Origin of the sequence: Vibrio sp. 10N.286.51.E5 (assembly GCF_041469125.1) — a bacterium.
Lineage (GTDB): Bacteria > Pseudomonadota > Gammaproteobacteria > Enterobacterales > Vibrionaceae > Vibrio > Vibrio crassostreae_C.
This window is the reverse complement of record NZ_JBFRJZ010000032.1, coordinates 12860-36976: the sequence shown is the minus strand read 5'-3', so window position 1 is coordinate 36976 and position 24117 is coordinate 12860. Positions and strand designations below refer to the sequence as shown.

The 24117-nt window shown below is 45.2% G+C and carries 22 protein-coding genes and 2 pseudogenes; 9 read left to right on the top strand and 15 right to left on the bottom strand.

The window, feature by feature from the left end; translation table 11 throughout:
* Positions 1-106 precede the first annotated feature (106 nt).
* The 4 genes from udp to AB4161_RS12720 form a co-directional block, all read right to left on the bottom strand.
* Positions 107-865, bottom strand: a complete 759-nt coding sequence (gene udp / locus AB4161_RS12735; RefSeq protein ID WP_017065292.1) for a uridine phosphorylase — start codon at positions 863-865, stop codon at positions 107-109.
* Positions 866-1147: 282 nt separating this feature from the next.
* A complete protein-coding gene (locus AB4161_RS12730) occupies positions 1148-3505 on the bottom strand; it encodes a zinc/cadmium/mercury/lead-transporting ATPase (protein WP_029236439.1) in 2358 nt (785 codons plus the stop codon).
* Positions 3506-3658: 153 nt separating this feature from the next.
* The gene (locus AB4161_RS12725) at positions 3659-5122 is read right to left on the bottom strand and encodes an MATE family efflux transporter (protein ID WP_017065289.1); all 1464 of its coding nucleotides are present in this window, start codon (positions 5120-5122) and stop codon (positions 3659-3661) included.
* A 187-nt stretch (positions 5123-5309) separates the two neighbouring features.
* The gene (locus AB4161_RS12720; protein WP_017060213.1) at positions 5310-5726 is read right to left on the bottom strand and encodes a CBS domain-containing protein; all 417 of its coding nucleotides are present in this window, start codon (positions 5724-5726) and stop codon (positions 5310-5312) included.
* Between the two features lie 302 nt (positions 5727-6028).
* Here AB4161_RS12720 and AB4161_RS12715 point away from each other — a divergent pair, with 302 nt between their 5' ends.
* Positions 6029-6262: a hypothetical protein gene (locus AB4161_RS12715; RefSeq protein ID WP_017060212.1), complete on the top strand. Its 234-nt coding sequence runs from the start codon at positions 6029-6031 to the stop codon at positions 6260-6262.
* 167 nt (positions 6263-6429) lie between these two features.
* Positions 6430-6726, top strand: a complete 297-nt coding sequence (locus AB4161_RS12710) for a hypothetical protein (RefSeq protein ID WP_029235295.1) — start codon at positions 6430-6432, stop codon at positions 6724-6726.
* A 97-nt stretch (positions 6727-6823) separates the two neighbouring features.
* Here the strand turns inward: AB4161_RS12710 and AB4161_RS12705 are convergent, their stop codons facing one another.
* Positions 6824-7810: a glycosyl transferase family protein gene (locus tag AB4161_RS12705; protein ID WP_081324522.1), complete on the bottom strand. Its 987-nt coding sequence runs from the start codon at positions 7808-7810 to the stop codon at positions 6824-6826.
* A 167-nt stretch (positions 7811-7977) separates the two neighbouring features.
* Between AB4161_RS12705 and AB4161_RS12700 the strand changes: the two genes are divergently transcribed.
* Together AB4161_RS12700 and AB4161_RS12695 are read left to right on the top strand one after the other, a co-directional pair.
* Positions 7978-8586 carry a TetR/AcrR family transcriptional regulator gene (locus AB4161_RS12700; RefSeq protein ID WP_017066785.1) on the top strand — a complete coding sequence of 203 codons (609 nt, stop codon included), beginning with the start codon at positions 7978-7980 and terminating at the stop codon, positions 8584-8586.
* Positions 8587-8709: 123 nt separating this feature from the next.
* On the top strand, positions 8710-9204 hold the full coding sequence (locus AB4161_RS12695; RefSeq protein ID WP_017060208.1) for a peptidylprolyl isomerase: 495 nt from the start codon (positions 8710-8712) through the stop codon (positions 9202-9204).
* A 130-nt stretch (positions 9205-9334) separates the two neighbouring features.
* Here AB4161_RS12695 and AB4161_RS12690 read toward each other — a convergent pair.
* A pseudogene (locus tag AB4161_RS12690) lies at positions 9335-9451 on the bottom strand (cytochrome c); the annotation flags it as partial.
* Here AB4161_RS12690 and AB4161_RS12685 point away from each other — a divergent pair.
* Positions 9449-9574 (top strand): annotated as a pseudogene (locus AB4161_RS12685) (MarR family transcriptional regulator); the annotation flags it as partial. The pseudogenes AB4161_RS12690 and AB4161_RS12685 sit on opposite strands and share 3 nt — an antisense overlap.
* Positions 9575-9674: 100 nt before the next feature.
* Here AB4161_RS12685 and AB4161_RS12680 read toward each other — a convergent pair.
* From AB4161_RS12680 to AB4161_RS12665, 4 genes are all read right to left on the bottom strand, one after another.
* Entirely contained in the window at positions 9675-10541 is an 867-nt protein-coding gene (locus tag AB4161_RS12680; RefSeq protein WP_017060207.1) for a DMT family transporter, read from the bottom strand.
* A gap of 111 nt (positions 10542-10652) precedes the next feature.
* Positions 10653-11750, bottom strand: coding sequence for an alkene reductase (locus AB4161_RS12675; protein WP_017065285.1), 1098 nt, complete (start codon positions 11748-11750; stop codon positions 10653-10655).
* 14 nt (positions 11751-11764) lie between these two features.
* On the bottom strand, positions 11765-12142 hold the full coding sequence (gloA, locus tag AB4161_RS12670) for a lactoylglutathione lyase (protein WP_017066787.1): 378 nt from the start codon (positions 12140-12142) through the stop codon (positions 11765-11767).
* Between the two features lie 203 nt (positions 12143-12345).
* Entirely contained in the window at positions 12346-13281 is a 936-nt protein-coding gene (locus AB4161_RS12665) for a LysR family transcriptional regulator (RefSeq protein WP_372083415.1), read from the bottom strand.
* Between the two features lie 773 nt (positions 13282-14054).
* On the opposite strand from AB4161_RS12665, the gene AB4161_RS12660 reads away from it, so the two are divergent.
* From AB4161_RS12660 to AB4161_RS12645, 4 genes are all read left to right on the top strand, one after another.
* Positions 14055-14696, top strand: a complete 642-nt coding sequence (locus AB4161_RS12660; RefSeq protein WP_372083414.1) for a magnesium transporter — start codon at positions 14055-14057, stop codon at positions 14694-14696.
* On the top strand, positions 14696-15685 hold the full coding sequence (locus AB4161_RS12655; protein WP_372083413.1) for an HlyD family secretion protein: 990 nt from the start codon (positions 14696-14698) through the stop codon (positions 15683-15685). Before AB4161_RS12660 ends, AB4161_RS12655 begins: the two co-directional genes overlap by 1 nt.
* 329 nt (positions 15686-16014) lie before the next feature.
* Positions 16015-17991: an alkyl sulfatase dimerization domain-containing protein gene (locus AB4161_RS12650; RefSeq protein ID WP_372083412.1), complete on the top strand. Its 1977-nt coding sequence runs from the start codon at positions 16015-16017 to the stop codon at positions 17989-17991.
* Positions 17992-18212: 221 nt separating this feature from the next.
* The gene (locus AB4161_RS12645; protein WP_372083411.1) at positions 18213-18701 is read left to right on the top strand and encodes a hypothetical protein; all 489 of its coding nucleotides are present in this window, start codon (positions 18213-18215) and stop codon (positions 18699-18701) included.
* 96 nt (positions 18702-18797) lie between these two features.
* Here AB4161_RS12645 and cyoE read toward each other — a convergent pair whose 3' ends face one another.
* Genes cyoE through cyoA form a run of 5 tightly spaced genes read right to left on the bottom strand, consistent with a single transcriptional unit; the run spans position 18798 to position 23574 of the window.
* The gene (gene cyoE / locus AB4161_RS12640) at positions 18798-19670 is read right to left on the bottom strand and encodes a heme o synthase (RefSeq protein WP_372083410.1); all 873 of its coding nucleotides are present in this window, start codon (positions 19668-19670) and stop codon (positions 18798-18800) included.
* Between the two features lie 8 nt (positions 19671-19678).
* Positions 19679-19990: a cytochrome o ubiquinol oxidase subunit IV gene (gene cyoD, locus AB4161_RS12635; protein ID WP_004736302.1), complete on the bottom strand. Its 312-nt coding sequence runs from the start codon at positions 19988-19990 to the stop codon at positions 19679-19681.
* The gene (gene cyoC / locus AB4161_RS12630; RefSeq protein ID WP_372083409.1) at positions 19990-20625 is read right to left on the bottom strand and encodes a cytochrome o ubiquinol oxidase subunit III; all 636 of its coding nucleotides are present in this window, start codon (positions 20623-20625) and stop codon (positions 19990-19992) included. The genes cyoD and cyoC overlap by 1 nt, the downstream gene beginning before the upstream one ends.
* Positions 20597-22672 (bottom strand): cytochrome o ubiquinol oxidase subunit I, encoded by a 2076-nt coding sequence (cyoB, locus tag AB4161_RS12625; RefSeq protein WP_372083408.1) that lies wholly within the window; start codon positions 22670-22672, stop codon positions 20597-20599. The genes cyoC and cyoB overlap by 29 nt, the downstream gene beginning before the upstream one ends.
* Before the next feature lie 5 nt (positions 22673-22677).
* Positions 22678-23574, bottom strand: a complete 897-nt coding sequence (gene cyoA / locus AB4161_RS12620) for a ubiquinol oxidase subunit II (protein WP_080585195.1) — start codon at positions 23572-23574, stop codon at positions 22678-22680.
* Positions 23575-24117: the final 543 nt, after the last annotated feature.

The following is a 24117-nucleotide window of genomic DNA, read 5'->3' as shown; positions in this document are numbered from 1 at the left end:
TGCTCGGCGCACCAAAAAAATGGCCGCATCATACGATGCGGCCATTTTCAAAATTTAATGTCACTTGAAGACTTAATGCTCTCTAAAACTCAGAGCACTTTAAGACTTAAAGCATTTTACGAGCGGCTTCTACAACCACTTTGATTGAACGTGCTTCTGTTACTTTTAGAGTGTCGTGATCAGGCGTCTCTTTTTGAGTACGGTTGATGATTACACCAGCAACACAACCTGCTTTCAGACCAGAACTTGCACACATAGTTAGCAGTGTTGCAGATTCCATCTCGAAGTTTAGAACGCCCATGTCTTGCCATTCTTGCATAGAGCCTTGGAAGCGCTTAACAACGCGACCAGAGAACGTGTCGTAACGCTCTTGACCTGGGTAGAACGTATCGCTTGATGCCGTTACGCCCATGTGAACTGTTGCACCTGATTCATCAACTGCCGCTTTCATTGCTGTTGCAACTTCAAAGTCAGCCACTGCTGGGAACTCCATAGGAGCAAAGTGTAGGCTAGCGCCGTCTAGACGAACAGAACCTGTAGAAACAATCATGTCACCCACGTTTACGTGAGGTTGGATAGCACCAGTCGTACCAACACGTAGGAAAGTGCGAACACCAAGTTGAGCAAGCTCTTCAACTGCGATAGAAGTCGATGGACCACCAATACCTGTTGAACATACAACAACTGGTTTGCCGTCTAGCTCTGCGCGGTAAAGCGTGTATTCACGGTGACTAGCAAGGAATACTGGGTTCTCCATCTCTTCTGCAATTTTTTGCACACGAGCAGGATCACCAGGGATGATCGCAAGAGTAGCACCGTTAAGATCTGCTTCAGTAACACCTAAGTGGAAAACAGCTTGAGACATAGTTCGCTCCTTTTGGCTTATTGGGCTTTTTACCCTTATTTAAGCTCATAGTAAATTCGTGGGGTACGAACACACTCTAACCAAGCTCATTACAAAATGAAGTGACACATGTCACATGAATGATCGCAACAATAATTCAAGTTTCACAAAAAACCGATTGGCATCACAAAAATAAGCAATCCGCACGCCTATGTTGCATACTAATGAGACAAAAAGCGCCTTTAACGTATTACCGCTAAAGGCGCTTTTATATTAAGAATGCTCTATGTCGGTGAGCTCGATTTAGTCCGCTTTAGATTTAAATCGAAGCAGACGCAATGCGTTCAATGTCACCAATGCAGTTGCACCACTATCCGCTAAAACTGCCACCCACAAACCGGTAATACCTAACAAGCTTGTCACCAAGAATACGACCTTCAAACCAAGCGCAAGGGCTACGTTTTGACGGATGTTGTTCATGGTCGCTTGCGACAGTTCAATCATCGCTGGCAGCTCAGTTAAACGGTTATGAGTCAGTGCTGAATCCGCCGTTTCCAAAGCGACATCCGTACCACCACCCATTGCGATGCCGACATTCGCCGTTTTCATTGCTGGTGCATCATTAATGCCATCACCGACCATCGCCACGTGCGACTGTTGAGATAACTCCTCAACGTAAGATACCTTGTCGCTTGGCAATAGGCTTGCCTTGTACTGCATACCAATCTTGCTACTGATCGCTGCTGCACTGCGCGGATTATCGCCGGTCAACATGATAGATTGAATACCTAATTCATTAAGTCGTTCAATCGCAAGCTTAGCGTCACTGCGTAACGTATCTTGCCAAGCAATCAGACCAATCACCGTCGTAGCTTGCTCTGTTGATTCTTCTTGATCTTTAACCTCAAGAGCAACCACAACCGTCTTGCCCTCACCTTCTAATGCTTCTACCTGAGAAACCACATCGGCACCAAGTTCGAACGTGACTTTAGACGGTGACAGAACCTGATACTTAACACCATCAACATCCCCTTCAACACCACTACCAATCAACGCTTTCTTGTTGTGTGATTCAGGAATCTCAATATTCAGGTCTTTTACTTTAGCGACAAGTGACTGCGCCAACGGGTGAGTAGAGCCAACTTCAATCGCCCCAACCACACGCAGCATCGCGTCTTGTTGCCACCCCGATAGAGGTTGAATATCCGTAACCTGAGGCTTACCTTCGGTCAGTGTGCCTGTCTTATCGAAGGCGATGGTTTGGATTTTACCAAGCTGCTCTAGCGCTGCGCCGCCTTTAATGAGCGCGCCACGTTTCGCTGCTGCTGCTAAGCCAGAGGTAATCGCTGCAGGAGTCGAGATAACCAAGGCACACGGACAAGCAATCAACAATAGCGCTAGGCCACGGTAAACCCATGTTTCCCATGGCTGCGCAAACAACAATGGTGGCGTGATGATGACCAACAGAGCCACTACCATCATTAACGGTGTGTACCAACGGCTGAACTTATCGAGGAATCGCTCTAGTGGTGCTTTACGAGACTCTGCTTCTTCAATCAGATGAAGAATGCGATCGATCGCGTTCTCACCCTGTTTTGAAGTGATGGTGATACGAACCACTTTATCGACCACCACAGCGCCAGCCATGATGCTATTGCCTTCGATGTGTTCAACAGGAACAGATTCACCGGTTAACGCACTTTCATCAAAGCTTGCCGCGTCTGTAATCAATTGGCCGTCAGCAGGTAAACGAGAGCCCGCGGCCACTTCAATCACATCACCTGGAACCAGTTCACTGACTGCTACTTCTACACGCTCGCCGTTGATGATCTTAGTCGCGTTTTCTGGTACCAATGCCATTAGCGCTTGAACGCCACTTCTTGCTCTTGATGAAGCAAACGCTTCTAAGCGCTCACCAATCAAGAACAACAATAGAACCATCGCTGCTTCCGCAGTTTCGCCAAGGTACAAAGCACCCAGCGCGGCAACACTCATTAAGGTTTCAATAGCAAACGGTGTACCTGAACGCGCCAGCTGAACCGCTTTCTTCGCCACCGGATATAAACCAAGCAGACAAGTTACCGTAAACAAGCCTTCGCTTAATTGAGGAGAGGTACTTTTCAGAAGCGCCGCAAACAGCATTGCCGCTGCAATCGCGATAATCTGTAAATTAGGTTGGATATAAGCTTGCCAAAAAGTCTCAGGTTGTTGTTTTTCTTTCTTTGAACCGACTTCCGTAAGAGGGAAACCCGTTTTGATAGAGACCTGTTCAATGGTGTCAGCAAGGCTTTGATTATCGAATTTCACAACCAGCTTTTCGGTAGCAAAGAGAACCTTCGCTTGAATAACACCGTCAATATTGCTGATCGCGTTTTCTATTTTTCTTGCACAAGCTGGGCAGTCCATTCCGGCAACCAGCCAACTTTTCGAAAATTTGGCGTCGAGAGATAAAGTTGAGGACTGACTGTCTTCTTCTCCACTGTCCGACGAACTACAACAATCATCTCCAGACGATGACGAAGTAGCAGAAGAGCTACAACAACCAGATGAAGTACCTGCTGCTGTGATGCTTGAAATTTTAGGGCTAGAGCAACTTGCTCCTGCCGCTTGAGGTTGAACGTCCACTTTTGCTGAGCGGCACGCTGCATGTTTTGCGCACATAATGTATCTCCTTAATACTCAAAAGCCTTGAGGTTGTTGCTAACTCACGAGCAACAGAACCTTAAGTTCATCAAAAGTATAAACCTTGGAGGCTACTCCAAGGTCAAGAAGAAGTTTTCAAGAAAACAAAAATATTATGCCAGCGCCGATGGCTTACTGAGATTTAAGCTCCGCACACTCTTCACGGTTCGCCGATACATCATCAATAAGAACCGCATCGTGTGAACAGAATGGCTGAGTGTTCAAGCTGACAATCGACACATCATCTTCCACTGGATCAACTTGAGATCCTTGCATCAGTTCAGCGATATGATGTCGAAGCACCAAGATACCTAAAATTCCGAACAAAACATTACCCAAAGCTTGACCATAGAGAACACCCAAAGCGCCATACCATTGCGAACCTAGATATACGAACGGCAGAGTACCTAACGTCGCTTTACCCAAATTCAATGCTGTCGAGTAAAGCGGTTTACCTAGGTTATTAAAAGAGGTGTTGGCAACAAATAGTGCACCGTTAAAGGTGAAGGTTAACGCCACATAGGTACAGAAAGCCGCCACAATGATTGCTGCATCACCTTGTAAGCTAAAGCCTTGAATGACATAACCTTGAACGAAGTACAACAGAATACAAACAGCGATGGTGTATGCCGTAGTAACCAGCAATGAGTTATTGAGTGTTTCTTTTACTCGGTCCATGCGTTCAGCACCAAAGTTCTGACCAATGATTGGCCCCACAGCGCCAGACAAGGCAAAGATAACCGCAAAACAAACTGGCGTCAGACGACCTATCACGGCAAAGCCCGCGACAAAATCCTCACCATATTGTGCGATACCCGTTGTTACAATCGCATTACCGATAGGCGTTGCGGTATTGGTGATAATCGCAGGCAGCGCAATCGCCAATATTGGTCGAATATTAATGCGCCATTGCACAAAAGAAGGCGGAGCTACCAGCTGATGGCTGCGAATAAGAGGATAAAGCGAAAAGAATAGCACCGAGAAACGAGCGACAACCGAAGCGATAGCCGCCCCTTCGATGTTCCAACCAAAACCAAAAATAAACAGAGGATCGAGAATCGCGTTAACAATGCCGCCAGACAAAGTTGCCCACATCGAACGCTTAGCATCACCTGCCGCTCTTAAGCCCGCACCCGCTGCCATCGCTAACGCCAAAAATGGACCACTAGGTAGCAAAATCTGTAGGTAAGCTTGAGCGCGTTCGGCTGCAATGCCTTTGGCGCCTATCGCGGCTAGCAGCTCTGGAATATAAGCGAACATGATTGCAGTTATGGTTGAACTGATAACAAACGCAGTCAGCATGATACTGGTGCTTAGGTTTCGAGCGTGCTCTTGATTCTTGGAGCCGATGGCTTTGGACACTAATGCGCCCATGGCAATGGAAGTACCGATAGAAACGGAGGTAGAAAAGAAAGTCAGCGTACCTGCAAAGCCTACCGCAGCAGCCAATTCAACCTGTCCGAGCATACTGATAAACAGCATGTCGAGCAGATCGACCACAAATAACGCCATCAAACCGACAGAGCCAGCCCCCGACATCACCAATATGTGGCGCATCGTTGAACCTTCAACAAACTTTGCCGTTTGATTTGACATGAAACCTCCAAAAGTTGGAATACCCAAGAGCTAAAGCCTAATCAGCTGTTCAACTGTTCAACTGTTCAACTGGCTAGGGATCCAAAAAGAAAGGATCGACCAAGAAAAGCGCTATACAGAAAAAAGGCGCTAGTGCGCCTTTTTTCAATTGAGAGTATTGAGAAAAATAATCGTTCTTAACACGCTACTATACCTGATGTTTGAAGCATTCTTCCAAGTTCTTGCCAATTGCTCTCAAAACATCAGTTCTGGTGATAATACCCACCAGTTTTCGATTATCGATCACAGGGTATGCTTTAGGTTTTCCAACCTGCATCATGTCCGCCAATTCAATAATGGATAAGTCAGGTGACACCGACAGCACTTCTTGGTACATACAGTCACCCACAAGGTGTGTGTCTTGGCAGAAGTAACTGACCTTCACAAGTTTCTCGAGTAAATCCTGCTCTGAAAGGAAGCCAATCACTTGTTCGTTATCATCGATTACGGGCCCACCCATATGGTGGCTACGCATCACTTTGTCTAACGCTAGACTTAACGGCATATCAGGAGTAAATGTCACAACCTGCTGCGTCATGTAATCTTTCACTTTAATAGAATGCATTGCGTTCTCCCTAAATACTTTGCGTCATATATTTTCTATCTTGTTAAGTTAATTGTTGTCTAAAATCTTGATTTTACTAAATGGATTTCAACAATTTTATTGATAGGCAAAACCTAACAAGACAAAAAAGTGAGACAAACAAAGGGTTGAGCACGTTTTCGAACGCCAGAAAAAAGAAAAAAAAGAGCCCTTACAAAGCCTTACTTTCCCTTGCTTAACCTTACTTAGCCGAGCTAGCCTGCGTAAATAAACCCTGTAATCTTCACCTCACTAATAATTAGAAATCCCGTTTTAGGAAGTTTATGCAACACGACAACAACATGTACGCGTATATTTACGCAGGTAACGACGGCACAGAAAACACACTCATCGCCACTATCGATAATCAAGAAAAACCGCTGATATCAAGCTGCGTTGATGAGATAAAACGCATGTCATGCTTAGCCATTGATTTAGCAGCAAAACACGACCTAAAAGTGAAGCTGGTGAAATATCAAAGAGAACAAGAGATCGACTTCGGCCTATTCGTTAAATAGTGAATCCGACACTGATTTGGTTAATCTCTAACTGGCAGCCATAGTAGCATTAGCAAGCGCAATAGCCGTGAATGGCTGCCGAATTCGACCTGACAAGCCTAACGGGTAAAGGCTATAATGATCAGACGGCGCCCTTGCCGATTTTCATTGTCCAAATACGGTTTACTATGTCTTCCCAAACCCCACCTAAAACGTATCTAACGAATTCCTTATCTAAGTTAAAAAGCTACTTTAGTGAGTTATTGGATTTCCAATCACGCATTTGGGTGGTTCATATCTTTGAAGACTCTATTACCGATCAGTCGTTTGTGATTAATGAAGATGGCTTTAAAGAACCGCTAGAGTGGATGAAAAAACGTGATTACCAAGCGAGAATGCTTGATCGTGTTGATAAGATGAAAATCTCACAGGTGATTGAGATTCAGTTCGAAGACAAAATGCATCGCTTGATGCGAGTGAAGTAGCTTTATTGTTTGGGCGTTCACGAAAAGCCCTTGCTAGAAATCAAGTATAAAAAGGCCAGCGCTCGCTGACCTTCTCTCATTGATTACAAACCACCATCTAACGCGCACAATACTCATGCCACAGGCGCACCGCTTTCTGGTATGCCTCAGTTTTATCGTGCGTTTCTGCAAAGAGAATGGCTGTCATGCTGTCGACAACGGTATTCGCCATTAGCGCCATATCTTCAGCCGATGTGCCAAGTACACATTGACTAGGAAGTGGCAGCTCTAGGTTCATCATCTCTTCCCAGTAGAACGATTCGACTTTGTCAGGAGAGCTCATCCATACCGTTTGGCTAACTTTAGGATTATATTCCGACTCACCGTTCATCCCTTTGAATGAAATCACCGAGTGGGATTTATTTCCGATAACATGCTCAACTTCCGCATGAAGTTGTGGAAAGCCAGGATGGAAACTGCCACGCAGACCTAAACGGCCACCACCAGGATTCAATGCTCGAACTACCGTGTTAATTGGTGTTCTCAAACCGTAGCGGTGTTTCCAACCAATCATGGTTTGTGCTTCGGGCGCAAAGTTAGCTAGCGGTAAATAAGCAATGCCGTCTTGTTCAAGAATCGACTTAGCATGTTCAGGGCTCTCAGCACTTTGCACACCGACATCTTGCAAATGGCTTTCAACGTGCGTCCTACCGCTCGGCTTATCCATATAGCCATGCATTAACACTTTATAGCCATTGTCAGCTAAGATTTTTGCCGCCAACAAGTTCCAAGGCTTGCCACTGGCGTTATCGTTACGCTTACCTGCATAACACGGCCAATCAATATCAGCGCCTAAATCTGGCACTCGAGATTGAAACGCTTTTACAAAGCCAGCGATCTCTTCATTGGTTTCATTCTGCACACGAATCAACATCAGTAGCATAGCCATTTGGTCGTCACCGACTTCTCCGCTTAAATACTCATCCATGATGCGGTAGGCTTGTTCGAACGATAAAGGCTTACGTCCTCTTTCTCCTCGTCCAACTGTACGAATACACTCTAAAATACTACTCATTGATTGTTTATTCTCTTCCGTTGATATCAATAAAATTCGAATACACTTTCGATTCTATGATACCCACCGTGCATTGCAAAGCGATTCAGTTGCTCTCGACCGAATTACCAATACGCGGATTGGTGTTCTAAAAGTAAACTTACTGGTGTAAAATTAGCGTATGTAATGCTAACCGCGACATATTGAGTAGTATCCCGATGACTGTAAAAAAAACGCTGAGCCAAAGAAAACGTGAATCGATTGTTGCCGCTGCTATCGCAGAGTTTACTGAGCATGGCTACAAGGCCACCAGCATGGATAAAATATCGAGTCGCGCAGAAGTATCAAAGCGCACCGTATACAATCACTTTGCCAGCAAAGAACTGCTTTTAGATGAGATTCTAGACAGCATTTGGAGCAAAACTCTGGCCGCAACGCATTTCCCATATCAAGCAGAACTGCCACTTGAAGAACAGCTTTCCTCGATAGCCAATCAAGAGCTTGAGTTACTTGAGTCTGAAGGCTTCATCGACCTGTCACGCGTTTTGTTCTCAGAGTATTTCCATAACGCAGAACTGGCGCATCAAGCGATGGAAAAATATTCCCAAGCAGAAAGTGGACTTACAACCTGGATTAAAGCCGCGTTGGCAGACGGTCGTTTAGTAGAACTAGACCCACAATTCGCCTCCACGCAGTTCATTGGTCTGCTTAAGTCTTTTGCGTTTTGGCCGCAAATCATTGGTCATGTGCCGTCACCGGATGCTGCACACAAGCAAGTGCTCATTACTTCAAGTGTCGAGATGTTCCTTAAACAATATCAGGCGTGATTTTGGTGGTTGACGAGAATTCAACCACAATAAAACCATCACTGGTATCCGCTGTTATTTTCCCTATACTGCAACCCACTTTCGTCATTACGACTCAGTAAAACTTCAACTTTAGGTAGCCCTATGATTACTTTCACCACCAACTTTGGCGATATCGAGATTGAACTGAACCTTGAAAAAGCGCCAGTAACGTCGAAAAACTTCCTTAAATACTGCCAAGACGGTTTCTACGAAGGCACGACATTTCACCGTGTTATTGAAGGTTTCATGATTCAAGGTGGTGGTCACACTATCGACATGACAGAAAAACCAACTCGCGCCCCAATCGTCAACGAAGCAAACCGTGGTTTGAAGAATGTGATTGGTTCTGTGGCAATGGCTCGGACTGATGCACCACATTCTGCAACGGCGCAGTTCTTCATCAACCTTGATGACAACGATTTCCTAGATCACACCTCAACAACCAATGCTGGCTGGGGTTACGCGGTATTCGGTAAGGTTTCAGCAGGTATGGATGTGGTAAACAAAATTGCGAAAGCACCAACAACCATTCGCTGGGGACACGAAGATGTGCCTTGCGAAGATATTGTGATTACAAAAGTCACTATTCGCGACTAATTCATTCACGTCCTTTCCCGCCCCTAGTGCATTCGAATTGATGGCACAAAGAAAAGAAGGCTGTGCGATAGGACTATGGTGGTAAGGGTTCGACTTTACCACCTGTATTTAAAGCTCGTTGTTAGAATAGTTACCAGCGAGAACGATAAGTACGGTGACACCCTTTGCACGTCTTATTCGCAGAATTTAACCCTTGCTCTGCACTCGACAAGTCTTGTTCAACACTCGCCTGATAAGGCTCAGAAAAGCACTTGAAGAACAACTCGTTCCTATCCCCGTTCGTTTAAACAAAGAGTTGATGAACGAGTTAGATGCTGAAGAGCAACAACAAATGCTCAAGCTACTTCAGAAAGTAGTCGCGGCAATCTGATCTTACCGCGTTCACTGCTTAGCAAGCTTAGTGCTTAGAAATTATTACACTCTGAACGTGTATTGAAAAACAACCCACACTCGGCCTTGCGCCGAGTGTTTTATTTTCGTCTCGACCATTTGATATAGCAAAATAGTGAAGCAATGATCACCGCCCCACCGAGCAGCTTCTGCATCTCTACACTTTCGCCAAGCACACTCACACTTAACAGCAGCGTCCACACAGGCTCAAGAATCATGATCAATGCCGCCACTTCCATGTTCACGGAGTGCTGACCGACCGTTTGTAGCAAGTAACGAATAGACGTTGCGATCACCGCAGAGACAATAAACCAGAAGACTAAGGTTTTGGTGATTTCGAACTCCGGCTGAGCTGTCATAGAAGCAAAGGCTAAACCACTCACACCCACCACAAACAGTTGCACACAGATTGATGCGATAGGCTTGATATTGGTAATCACACGCTTGTTCATCACAAAGTGAACAGACAACAACATCGATGCTAGTAAGAAATAAATCTGACTCTGCTCAACATGCCAGCCGTTACCCAAAGTCAGCAACAGCATGCCAATAATCGCGATCGGGAAAGACATCCAAAACGCGCGATTAGGCTTAACTCGAAACAAAATCCAAGACACAAACGGTGCAATGATCATGGCTAAGCTCATGATGAATGCCCCTTCCGACAAGCTTTCAGTCACCGAAACTGCAAACACCCATACCTGCAATGAGGCAGACAACAACAAACCCACGCCGCAAAGAGACAGAATCTGCTTAAACGAAAGCTTACGAATATGGTGAATACAAAATGGCAGAAGAATAAGACTCGCGACGAGGAATCGCACACCAATGAACACTGGCCCAGGCATTTCTAATACCACCAGCTTAGATGCAATCCATCCCACCCCAGCTAGCAGGGTGGCAAATAGAAGGTAAAGCTCTCCGCGCATCGCTTTCACGTTCATCATTTTACTTAGTCCAATAACAAAAAAAAGCAACCCGACTCTGCAAGGTTGCTTTTTATAAACACTCAACAGGATCGAGATACTATCTCAATACTCTGCTTCAGGCAGCTGTTTTTAGCCTGCGTATTCTGGGTAATCCGTTAAACCTTTTTCAGCACCACCGAACAATGTGTTTGGATCGTGCGCTGCAAGTGGGTAACCATTTTGAATACGAGCTGGTAAATCTGGGTTCGCAACGAATGGACGACCAAAACCAACCATGTCAGTTACGCCTTCAGCAACGGCTTTTTCGCCACGCTCGCTATCGTATTTACCCGCATAAATAAGGACACCCTCGTAGGCTTCACGAACTGCTGCTTTAAATGCTTTTGGCGTTTCAGGTGCATCGTCCCAATCAACTTCTGCAATGTGTAGGTAAACAATTTTGTATAGGTTAAGTAGTGCTGCCGCCGCTGTGTAAGTCTCTACTGGTGTAGCGTCAACCGTACCATTCAACGATGTGAACGGAGCAAGGCGTACACCAACACGGTCAGCACCAATCGCTTCAACCATAGCTTCAACCACTTCGCCTAGGAAACGTAAACGGTTTTCAATTGAACCACCGTATTCGTCAGTGCGGTTGTTTGCTTCAGAATCGATGAATTGGTTGATTAAGTAACCATTCGCTGCGTGAAGTTCGATACCATCAAAGCCTGCTTCAACCGCATTCAAAGCCGCTTGGCGATACTGTTCAACCACCTCTTTGATGTCTTGTTTCGTCATTTCACGAGGTTCAACCACATCAACAAAGCCCGGTTCATCAGTACCGTTATCGATGAATACCTTTACGTTTTGTGCTTTAAGTGCAGAAGACGAGATTGGCTGTTCACCACCAATGTTGTCTGGGTGTGTTACACGGCCTACATGCCAAAGTTGAGCGAAGATAACGCCCTCTTTTTCATGTACGGCATCAGTCACTTTTTTCCAACCAGCGATCTGCTCATCAGAATAGATACCCGGAGTCCAAGCATAGCCTTGACCCATAGGTGAAATTTGTGTGCCTTCAGCAATAATCAAACCTGCAGAAGCACGCTGAGCGTAGTAAGCCGCCATCATATCGTTTGCTGAATTACCAGGTTGCGTTGCGCGAGAACGCGTCATCGGTGGCATAACAATACGGTTTTTAAGCTCGATATTACCAAGTTGAATTGGTTGAAATAGTGCGTTTGTCATTGTTATATCCTCGATTAACCTAGTTGAATCAGTTCGATTTGGTAGCCGTCTGGGTCAGTAATAAAAGCGATATGAGTTGAGCCGCCTTTCACTGGACCCGCTTCGCGAGTGACGTTGCCACCTAGCGATTTGATTTTGTCACATGCTGCGTAAATATCTTCTACACCCAATGCCAGATGACCAAACGCGCTGCCCATCTCGTACTCATTCGTATCCCAGTTGTACGTTAGCTCGATAGTCGTGCCGCCTTGCTCATAGCCAACAAAAACCAATGTGTAGCGGTACTCTTTGTTTTCGTGGCGTTCAAGTTCCTTCATTCCCAATACCTTGGTGTAGAACTCGATAGACTTGTCTAAATCAGTAACTCGGATCATTGTGTGTAGGAATTTCATATTTCGCCCTTTTTAGCCCAGCAACCTGAGCCGATATAATCGTGAGTGGAGGTTACCCACTCCTTTGTTAGGGTTAATATACGAGCTGACAGCAAATAAATGAAATTATCATAAATTCTCATTGTGATAATTTTCTATTATAACTCACTTAATACAAGTGATTTGTTAAGAAGATATTTGGCAAACAAAAGATAGGGCGACGATCAGAAAGCGGAGCGCCAACTGTTTAGTGGTTTAGACATGTCATTAGTCGTATTGATGATCTGCTCTCTCAACCACTTATGTGCCGGATCGGTGTTCTGTTTTTTCAACCAAATGAGGTAATGAGAGATAGGCTGATAATCGAAAGGCGGTTTGAACAACTGTAACCCAAGACGTTCCTGATACTGGTTCGCCATAGAAAGCGGCACAACAGTGATGTAATCAGTCTGGCTACACAGCATTAGGTTACTGGCCATAGAGCTGCCGTGAATTACAATTTTACGCGAGGATAAGTCTAACGAAGTGTAGTGAGTCAAACTTCTTACTTGGCGACGTGTTCTGGCTAAAACCGCATGTTGCTCACTGAGATATTGCGCCTCGGTGATCTCACCTTTGATCCTAGGGTGCCCATTTCGGCAAACAATCACAAACTCACTGTCGTAGAGCTTTTCGCTCATCATGCTTGAATGCTCAGGCAACACAATGTCGATCATCAAATCAAACTTCTGAGTTAATAGATCCTCATGGACTTGATCATCACTATCTGGTTGGTCATACACCTCAAGAGATAAGCCTTGGTTAGATAACTGAGAAAATCGATCGAGCAACATCCACTTTAAATGTTCGGGAACCGAAGCCACAAACCTGCGCTCTGTACTCGCTTCATCAAACCCAGCCATACCTTGAAACACGCCGTTGAGCTCGTGTATTGGCGCTTTGATTTGCTCATACAAGCTTTGCGAGTAAGCAGTAGGCACAACCCCTCGCCCACTGCGCACAAACAACTCTTGGCCAATTTCATTTTTCAGTCGGCCGAGCGCAGTGCTGATCGTCGATTGATTGGTATTCAAATGATCGGCAGCCTTACTCAAACTGCCCTGCTCCATCACCGCTGAAAACACAGCCAATAAGTTAAAATTCGGAATGTCATTACTCATGATTCAGTGCTCATTTGGCGATAGATTTAATTATCTTATCGTAAAAGCGATAGAATGAAACAACGGATGCTCATTGAGAAAACAAAACTGAGAAGGAAGCATCATATGGTAAAGAGCAAAAATGTCAGAACAACTCACTCTTTCGAATAGCTGCCACATTCGCCAGATTGGAATCTAAATCTCTTCGCTGTGCCAGTAACGCTTAATCCACCCAAACTCACCCTAGACTGGTCGGAGTATTCAATATTTCCGTCCTGCCTTATTGATACTTTTATAGCCACTTCTATGATCCAGGCTAATTAAATAGACATATTTTATAAGCCGAGTTTGAGCCTGTTCAAATAAACCCACCTCACGTTTAAGCAACCACTCAATTCATCGTAATTACGATAATTCAATATCGCAATAATGCGTAGATAGCACCAGTTACACTTCCTATTATTTCGCCAACAAATCAATTCTTAACCTAAACAGAAAACCTAAAAATGTGTAGATGATGGTGTTGCACACATCACGGAAGACGGCCTTAAAACCCAATGCAGCAAACGAACCTATCAATGGTAGACGTTACTTAAGAATGATTTCGCCAGGTGTTTTTAACACTCTATTCGCGAGAATGCGTTGTCTACGTGGTCAAAGCGATTTTTAATTGTCATCTAGTACTTTTGACTCAGTAGGTCTATACGGTTACGTGAGTTCAACACCTCTTTCAGATGTCTTCTAAAAGTCTTGTACCAAGGCTGCACTTTCTCTCTCCTTATTTAGGTTGAGATATGAACTTTATTAAAATCGTTTTCCAGAAAATCTGGGCCGTTGTGATGGTCTTGATTAAATTCTGCCTGTTTATGGCAGTGATGTTTGCTGGAGCATGGGCTCTTGCACCATTAGGCACAATCCATTCTAAAGACATCGACATGTCTCAATTCAACAATCACCCCAATGAAATGATGATGAACTTCTTCCAGATGGAGTCCTTCTCTGGTTACTTGTTCTCAGTGACCATTGCTGTGGTATTAGCCGGTGTTTACGGCATGTGGCAGTTGCATGAACTGGGTGTGCATAAAGCAAAAGAGCACAAAAGCGCTCACGTTCAAATCGTGTTTGCACTGTCACTTTGCGGACTGTTCATCAGCAAAACATTCTGGGTTATCGCCTTGGTTATCGCATTAGCGAACTGGAAACATATTGGTCAATCACTGAGTGATGTTATTCGCCGTGGTGTTCAGCCTAAACAAGATGCGACTAATGCAGCGACAGCCGCTGTCCACATATCACCTGAACAATCGGTAACAGAGCCGTCTCAAACAAGTCAGTCTCAAACACAAGAGTCTCCTGTAGAACAATCTTCAAAAGAACAGTCTTCAGAAGAAAAGGCTCCAACAAAACCATCCCCTACAGAAAAAGAGGTCGCATAATGAAAGAGATGATGATTCCATACATCCTAATTGTATGGTCACTGTTTGCGACAGGTGCACTGAAGAAGAACTTCAAAAACTACACGTGGGCTGCCATTGGCGGCGTAACAATCCTTGCAGTATTAGCGGTTATCTCTCGCTTATGGGCACCGGTTGATTTAACCAACTCAACCACAGTGAAAGCACCACACGCGGTGATGTCACCTATCTTTGGTCAGCAGATCGACCAAGTGCTTGTTGAGCACAACCAAATGGTTAAAGAAGGCGACATAATCTACACTCTCGTCAACATCAATTCTGCCGCAGATAAAGCCAAGATCGAATCTTCAATTGTTCAGAAAGAAGAAGAGATCAAGCAAATGACTCGCGACTTAGAGCGCGCTGAAACTTCACCTGAAATCTTCAATATGCGTGACGTAGAAAAGTACGACTCTGATCTTCGAGTGCTGCACGCTGAACTGGTGTCGTTAAAAGCCGATCTACAAAAAGTAAATTGGGCGCAAGAGAAGAAAACCATTAGAGCTGAATTTGATGGTCAGGTATCGATAGTGAATATTGCTGAAGGTTCTGTCATGGGTAACATGCACCTCTACAACACCAGCAAAAAGTTTCTTGAGATGCGTATTTCAGACCAAACTTATGGCTATGTTCAAGTAGGAGACTTCGCTGAGTTCTTCGTTGATGCATACCCAGGTCACGTGTTCCGAGCAAAAGTACACAGCTTTAATGCCGGTACCGGTGAGTCGAGTATTTCTCCACTTCAGGGGCCACAAAGCGTCGGTCAACACGTGGTAAGAAACGGCAATGGTTTAGGTCGTACTATCGTACTTGAGATCATTGAACCAGAAGGCTACAACATCCCTATTGGTTCAACTGGCGCGGCTTGGATCTCGGCTGAGAAGCCACACCCGTTCTGGGGCTTCATTGATGTAATAGGTGCAGCAACGGTTCGCCTACAATCTTACAAGTCATACCTAGGTGCTTGGTAAACGATTAAGCTCTTGGTAAACGATTAGCTCTTGATAAGCAATTAAATATTCAATGATTTGGCTGTTATTCACTCGTATCACAGCCACTCATGAACTAGCGACTAATTGTAAAACAAATGCCCTGAATTTCAGGGCATTTTTGTATCTGTTGCAAGCTCATTTACTAATTGATTTAGATCAAAATTAATCGCCAATACAATCGTTTATCAAACAAATCATCGAAAAAACGATAGATTGAAATATTATTAGCGCGTAGATAGCGACCTCCCCCACCTCTATCATTTGGCTCAAGAAATCCAATTCCTGTATCCAAATATAAGGTCACTACCATGACTAATACATTCAAAAAAATGGCGCTTCCTGTTGCTATTGCGAGCACTCTACTTGCTTCTGGTTTTGCATCTGCAACGCCGATTGTCGAAGCGACATCGAAAGTCGGCCAAGAACTTCAGACGGCAAATGCTGCGCAATACCAAAACATTGATCTTGATGCTCGCTACAAGAGCGAGGTTCTATTCGAACACAAATCAAACATGTTCTGGGGAAAAGGCGAACGTATTCAAGTTGTTTCTAAAACAGGCGATTCTCTAGCTTACACTGCTGAGTCTGACCATGTTCACCCAATCCTCACCAAGCATGGTCGTAAAATGGACCAAGCAATCATCAAAGTAGATGACAACGTATATCTTGGTTACGGTTTCGGTCTAGATACACCCGTCATGATTGAAGGTACGGACGGCATCATCATTGTTGATCCAGGCGAGTCGGTAGAAATGGCTCAATCGGTTAAAGAACAGTTCCGTCAAATCACCGACAAGCCGGTTAAAGCAATCATTTATTCTCACAACCACATCGACCACATCTCTGGTGTGCGTGCGTGGGTGACTGACGAAGAAGTGGCATCAGGTGAAGTAAAAATCATCGCTGAAGAAGGCCTAACCGCTGCAGTGGCTAACTGGTCTTCAAACCTAGGAACTCTATTTGGTCACCGTACTTCTTACACAGGTGCTAAGCACGTAGAAGAAGGTGAGCACGGCACAGTAAACGACGGCCTTGGTCCACGTTTCATGCAAGGTGCTATCTCGTTCATTGAACCAAACCTGCTTGTACCAAGCCAAAGCCACATTGAAATTGAAATTGCTGGCGTTAAGATGCACATCGAGAACGTGCCATCTGAAACTAAAGATGAGTTAGTGGTTTACTTCCCAGAGCAGAAAATCCTGCACGCGGCTGAAGTACTTCAAGGCGAAAACTTCCCTAACCTTCACACCATCCGTGGTACTAAATTCCGTGACCCATCAATGTGGTTCAAGGGCATTGACGTAATGCGTAAGTTCGACACTGAGATCATGATTAACTCTCACGGTCGCCCTGTTGAAGGTAAAGAAGCGGTATCTGACGTATTAACGGCTTATCGTGATGCGATTCAATACACGCATGACCAAACAATCCGTTACATGAACAAAGGTATGACGCCAGACGAGCTAGTTGAAGTGGTTAAACTTCCTAAGCACCTTGCTGAGCACCCTTGGTTAGGTGAGCACTACGGTACCGTTGCACACGCCGTTCGCCAGATTTACGTAGGTTACAACGGTTTCTTCGAAGCGGATCCATGGCAGCTAGAGCCAATGGCTTACGAGCAACGCGCTAAAGCATTCGTAGAGATCATGGGCGGTCGTGACAACATCATCGACACAGCAAAAGCGGCGATGAAAGCAGAGAACTACACCTTTGCAGCAGAGATTCTTTCTTACCCAATCACGGTAAATAAAGATGACATGGAAGCACGCTTACTGAAAGCACAAGCTTACAAAGCATGGTCTGCAGATCAAGTGAACATCAACTGGCGCAACTGGGCATTGAATGCTGCAGCTGAACTAGAAGGTACTCGTGATTTCTCTAACATGATCAGCTTTGCTTCTGTAGACGTACTAACTGCGCTACCAAGTAAGCAAATCTTCGATATGATGACTTCAACGCTAATCGCAGAAAACTCGTTAGACGTAAACATGATGCTAACGTACAACTTCTCTGATACTAACGAAGCATTCACTATCGAAATTCGCAACGGCATTGCTCAGTTACACGAAGAGGCAGTGAAAGGCGCAGATGTTCAAATCAACACCACTCGTGCAGTATTGAACCAAATCTTGATTGCGGGTCCAAACGCTCAACAAGTGATTGGTACCAACCTACAGTCTGGTGCATTCAAGTTCTCGAATGGCGACATCAAAGGCTTCGGTCAATTCATGAGCTACTTCGACAAGCCAATGACTCCAGAAGAGATCATGCTCATCGTTCGCTAATAGCGAGTTTGAACGGTCGCTCTTCGGCGATAGCTCTTCGATGATAGCTCTTCGACGATAGCGTGTTAGTAAACAATCACTAACACACTATCAACCAATACGCTGACCGCTTCACATGGACAACAAACAAATACAGGGACCCTTTGTGGTCCCTTTTTTTATCGTCAGGTTCGGCTTCTGCCGTCAGATTCTTAACCCTGTTATAGGTCTCGATAACCATTATGTTAAAACGATTTTCTCTGATTCTTTCACTCACCTCTTCACTCACGTTTGCCTGTGGTCTTCACCAAGATACCGGATTTAGTTTGGTGACAGAGCCCGGTTCACTCGAGGTATTTGGCAACGTCATTACAGCCAGACAAGACGATGAATTCAACAACCTCAATAAGCCGGATCACTTTCGACTCTTTGCCATCAAGGCCGCGCTTGCGAAACCCCACCCAAACAAAATTGAGTTCAACTTATTCGAAGCAATTAAAGGTCATTACAGCCAAGTGAAGTTTGAGAAGGGTGTCGATGTCTCAGGCAGAGATACTTTGCCTACCGAGGAAGATCTATTACTGATTACGGAACTCGATGTGTTCGATGCGCTAGCAACTGGCACCATATCTTGGGATCACGCGATACTAAACGGCTTAGTGATCATCAACGGCCCACAAGATAAACGAGAACAGCTTGAAGATTGGCTTGGTGATATTTTTGAAGGGTAATAGCTTAAAGCAGAACAGATAAAATAAAGCGGAACAGATAAAAGGTCGTCAAACCCTCGGACTTCAGAACATTGAGGGTTCAACGACAAACTTAAGTCAAAAAAGCGTAGGCAACGGAATCAACTCCAGCCCCAGCACACCACTGATGCTCATTACCACCAGCAGAGAGACCTTGAAGACGGTCTTTGACCACTGGAGGTAGTTGAGGCAATCAACCTTACGAAACGTCACTTTAGTCCACATAAAACAGACTGCCGCCGACACAGCTAGGTATTCATAACCTGCGTCTCCGAGTAGGAACAGCGCCAATGAGACTGCGCCAAACGCCACCACATAGGCTTTCATGTGTTTATGTGCTTTGTCGACGCCCTCTTTCACCGGTAACACTGGAATGCCTGCATCTCGATAATCTTGAAGGCGGAACATCGCGATCGCGTACGAGTGTGGCATTTGCCATAAACAGAACATCGCGAACAACAAAACCGCTTCCAAACTAATGTAATTAGTCACCGCCAAGTAGCCCACTAACGGCGGAACGGCTCCCGAAATACTGCCAACTAAAGTGCCGTAAACCGATGTACGCTTGTACCACATGGTGTAGAAAAAGACGTAAAACACATAGCCAAGCAACACCATGACCGCAGAGATCGGATTAGCGAACTGAAACAGCAGCGCTGTGCCTGAGAGTAGTAAAACCAAGGCATAAACGAACGCGACGTCTGTATTGATGTTGCCCTGAACCAATTCTCGATTTCGTGTGCGCTTCATCTTTTGGTCGATGTCTCGATCAAAGATGTTGTTCACAACACAACCTGATGCAATCACAAGTCCCACACCCGCTAATGTTGTCAGTAACAACATCGCGCTGGCTGGTTCTGTTTTTGCGGCGAGGAAGAACCCCGCCGCAACAGAAATCAGGTTGCCGAAAATGATGCCCGGTTTGGTGATAGACAGATATCTTTTCAGCATACCTTAGCCTACAACTTCATGTTGACGTTCATGTTGTAGATAATCCATACCGAGCCAGCGATAAGAATCAATACAACAATGGCGGTAAACATCAGTGACACCAAGTTCCAACGTCCATCGGAAGATTTCGCTTCCATGTGCAAGAAGTACTTAAAATGCACAAAGATTTGCACCAGCGCGCAACCGAACAAGATCACGTACGTTTCTGTGCTTGGTAACACATGAGCCCACACGATGTAGAACGGAATAATGGTGAGAATCAGTGACGCAATAAAGCCTTTCACATAATCCGTTGCACCACTGTCTAGATGCTGTTCCATTACATCACCCCCATTAAGTACACGATGGTAAATACACAAATCCAAACGATATCAAGGAAATGCCAGAACAGGCTTAAGCACTGGAAACGCATCGACATGTTGTCGTTCAAACCTTTGGTTGAAAGCTGGTGATAAGCCACCGCCATCCAAATCAGACCAAACGTTACGTGCAAACCGTGTGTGCCAACCAAGGTAAAGAACGCAGAAAGGAACGCACTCTCTTGAGGACCATAGTCTTCTGCAATCAAGTGATGAAACTCGTACACTTCCATACAGATAAAGGCTAAGCCCAATACGAAAGTCACTTTGATCCATCGCTTCAGTCCGGTAACGTCTTTGCGCTTCATTGCAATCATGCCAAAGCCAAAGGTGATACTACTGAACAACAGCATCATGGTTTCGACAAACACGAACGGCAGTTCAAAGATATCTTTACCTGTCGGCCCAGCGATAGAGCCACTCTCAAGCACGGCATAAGTCGCGAAAAGCGTGGCAAACAGGACACAGTCACTCATCAAGTAAACCCAGAAGCCAAACAACTTGTTGCCCGCAGCTTCGTGGTGATGATCATGCGAGTGTGCAAGATCATAAGTGTGTGACGGAGTATTAGCTTGCATACGTCGTCTCCAAGTCATCTTTATTGTCGTTGTTATCACTGTCAGCACTGTTACCACGACCAGAATGGTCGCCTTTCACTGACTGTTTCTTCGCTTCTTCAAGCTGTGCACGTCGAGCCGCTTCAATCGCTTTGATCTCTTCAACTTCCACGTAGTAATCCACATCGTCGTTGTAGCTGTGTTGAATACACGTCACCACGATACCCACTAAGCTTGCAGCCGCTAGCCACCAGATGTACCAGATCATTGCGAAGCCAAATGCCAACGCCCATGCAGACACATAAATGCCTGTCGGTGTGTTCTTCGGCATGTGAATACGTTCGTATTCTTCTTCCTGAGTTGGATCAAACTCACCATTTTGCTTTTGATACCAGAACGAATCGATCTCATCGCCCTTAGGTAGTTTTGCAAAGTTGTAGAACGGCGGTGGTGAAGACGTTGCCCATTCGAATGTGCGTCCGCCCCACGGGTCACCGGTTAGATCTCGGTTTTGGTCGCGGTCACGAACACTCACGTAAATCTGAACGAACTGACAAACAACACCCATCGCAATCACGCCCGTACCTGCAGCCGCAACCGCCAGTAGAGGGAAGAATTCAGGATTGATGTCTTGGCTCAAACGACGCGTCATGCCCATAAAGCCCAGAGCATAAAGCGGCAAGAACGCCATCAAGAAACCGATTATCCAGCAGTAGAATGCGCGTTTTCCCCAAAGTTCGTTCAGAGTGAAACCCGTCGCTTTCGGGAACCAGTAACCAATAGCAGCGAAACAACCGAACACTACGCCACCGATAATTACGTTGTGGAAGTGAGCAATCAGGAATACCGAGTTATGCAGAATAAAGTCTGCGCCCGGAACTGCCATCAATACGCCTGTCATACCACCCACCGTAAAGGTGATAAGGAAACCGACCGTCCATAACATAGGTGTAGTAAAGCGGATACGACCTTTGTACATGGTGAACAACCAGTTGAAGATCTTAACCCCGGTCGGGATAGAGATAATCATAGTTGCAATGCCGAAGAAGGCATTTACATTGGCGCCTGAACCCATGGTGAAGAAGTGATGCAGCCAAACCACAAACGCTAAAATAGTGATAGCCACCGTCGCCCATACCAGTGAGGTATAACCAAACAGTTTTTTACGTGAGAAAGTCGCAGTAACTTCAGAGAACACACCGAAAATAGGCAAGATTAGGATGTACACCTCAGGGTGTCCCCATGCCCAAATCAGGTTCACATACATCATCACGTTGCCACCAAGGTCATTGGTGAAGAAGTGCGTGCCGATGTATCTATCCAAAGTCAGTAACGCAATGGTCACAGTTAGGATCGGGAAAGAGATGATGATCAGGATGTTGGCACACAGAGATGCCCATGTGAACACTGGCATCTTCATCATTGGCATAGACGGAGTACGCATGCGCAAAATGGTCGCAAAGAAGTTCACACCAGTTAGTGTGGTACCCACACCGGATATTTGCAGTGCCCATATCCAATAATCGACACCTACTCCCGGGCTTGCCTCAATGCCGGAAAGCGGTGGATACGCTAACCAACCCGTACGGCCAAACTCACCTAAGCCCAGTGACATGTTGGTTAGAATGATACCCACCACAAACAGCCAGAAGCTTAAGTTATTCAAGTAAGGGAATGCAACATCACGAGCACCAATTTGCAGCGGCACGATAATGTTCATCAAACCGATAACCAATGGCATCGCTACGAAGAAAATCATGATCACGCCGTGAGCAGTGAAGATCTGATCGTAGTGATGTGGCGGTAAATAGCCCGTTTCACCGGCTGCAGAAAGCAATTGCTGGCTACGCATCATGACCGCATCAGCAAAGCCACGAACTAACATCACCATCGCTACAGCAATGTACATGAAGCCCAATTTTTTGTGGTCTACAGACGTAAACCATTCATTCCAAAGGTATTGCCACTTACCGGCTTTGGTTACCGCGAACACCACTAAAGCACCCACCAAAGCGATCATGGTTAACGTGACCAAAATAATGGGTTCGTGGTAGGGAATTGAGTCTAGAGTTAATCTTCCAAACATGACGATTATCCTTGGGTTTCCGGCAAACAGTTCATTGAACCAGGGTGCTGGGTCACGACATCAGTGAATAAAAATGGTGGGATACTGGAGAAAAAAGTCACAGGTTCAGCAACACTTGGCGCAGCCAATGAACGGAACTGCTCCCAATCTTCAATACGGTCTGGGCTAGCCTTCACTTTTTCCACCCAGTTTAGAAACGCCACTTGGTCAGGCATTGCTGATGCGGTGAATTTCATTTGAGAGAACCCTTTACCACTGTAGTTCGATGCAAAACCTTTGAAGTCGCCTTCATGGTTAGCAATCAAGTTCAGCTTGGTCACCATTCCCGGCATCGCATAAATCTGCGAACCAAGACGCGGGATAAAGAACGCGTTCATGATGTTGTCTGAAGTCAGCTTAAACGTCACCGGTACATCTTTCGGGAACGCAACATAGTTAACCGTCGCAATGTTTTGCTCCGGATAGATGAACAGCCATTTCCAGTCCAGAGAGACCACTTCGATCACCATAGGCTTAACGTCACTCTCCAGAGGCTTGGAAGGCTCCAGTTCGTGTGTTGTTCGCCAAGTGATGGTGGCCAGAATCGCAATAATGATGATTGGAATCGTCCATACCACTATTTCAATCTTGGTTGAGTGCGCCCAGTCAGGTGCATACTCTTCTGTGGTGTTGCTTTCACGGTATCTATAAGCAAAGTAGATGGTCATCAGAATCACGGGGATGACGACAATCAGCATCAGCAACAGAGCAGTAATAATCAGCTCCTTTTCCTGAACGCCAACGCTACCTTTTGGGTCGAGCAATGCTGAGTTACATCCTTCGAGCATCAGGACGGTTCCCACCAAACCAATCCTCGACAGATTTGCTCTCGATAAAATGCGTTTATATCTTGAAGCTTCCATTAACTTTCTCGATGGTTATCCAGCCTCAGAACGAACGCCCGAGTACTGGTTGTCATGGTCATTAGAATATTTATGTGTTGAGCATGTGAAACGACGCATCTCAAAGCGAAACGGAATTAGCCACTATCTTGAACAGTCGACAGTTGAACCGTTGAACTGCCAAGTTAAAACGACAGTGCTGCGTAGCCGAAACATTGCCGCACGGTTAAAACCACACAAAAGATATGACTTAATTGTTACACTTTGAAATACATTGTTACATTTGGCGCATTATGAGGAGTTGAAATTGAAAGCTCACCAAACAAACTTGGAAACTAACCTTCCAGTTATGAAAGTAAGATGTGGGAAATTGATGCAATTCAGACGCACATCATATGCGTGCCACACGAGTTGAGCCATGTGCGGAAAAGGATTAAAGCGAAACGGGAGAGAGAAAAGTAAACACGCAGTAGAAGCAACAATGATTGATTACATTAGAAAGAGCGAATTAAATAAAGTGTGATGAACATCAAATTTATGAATTCACATAGGATTTCAATGGTA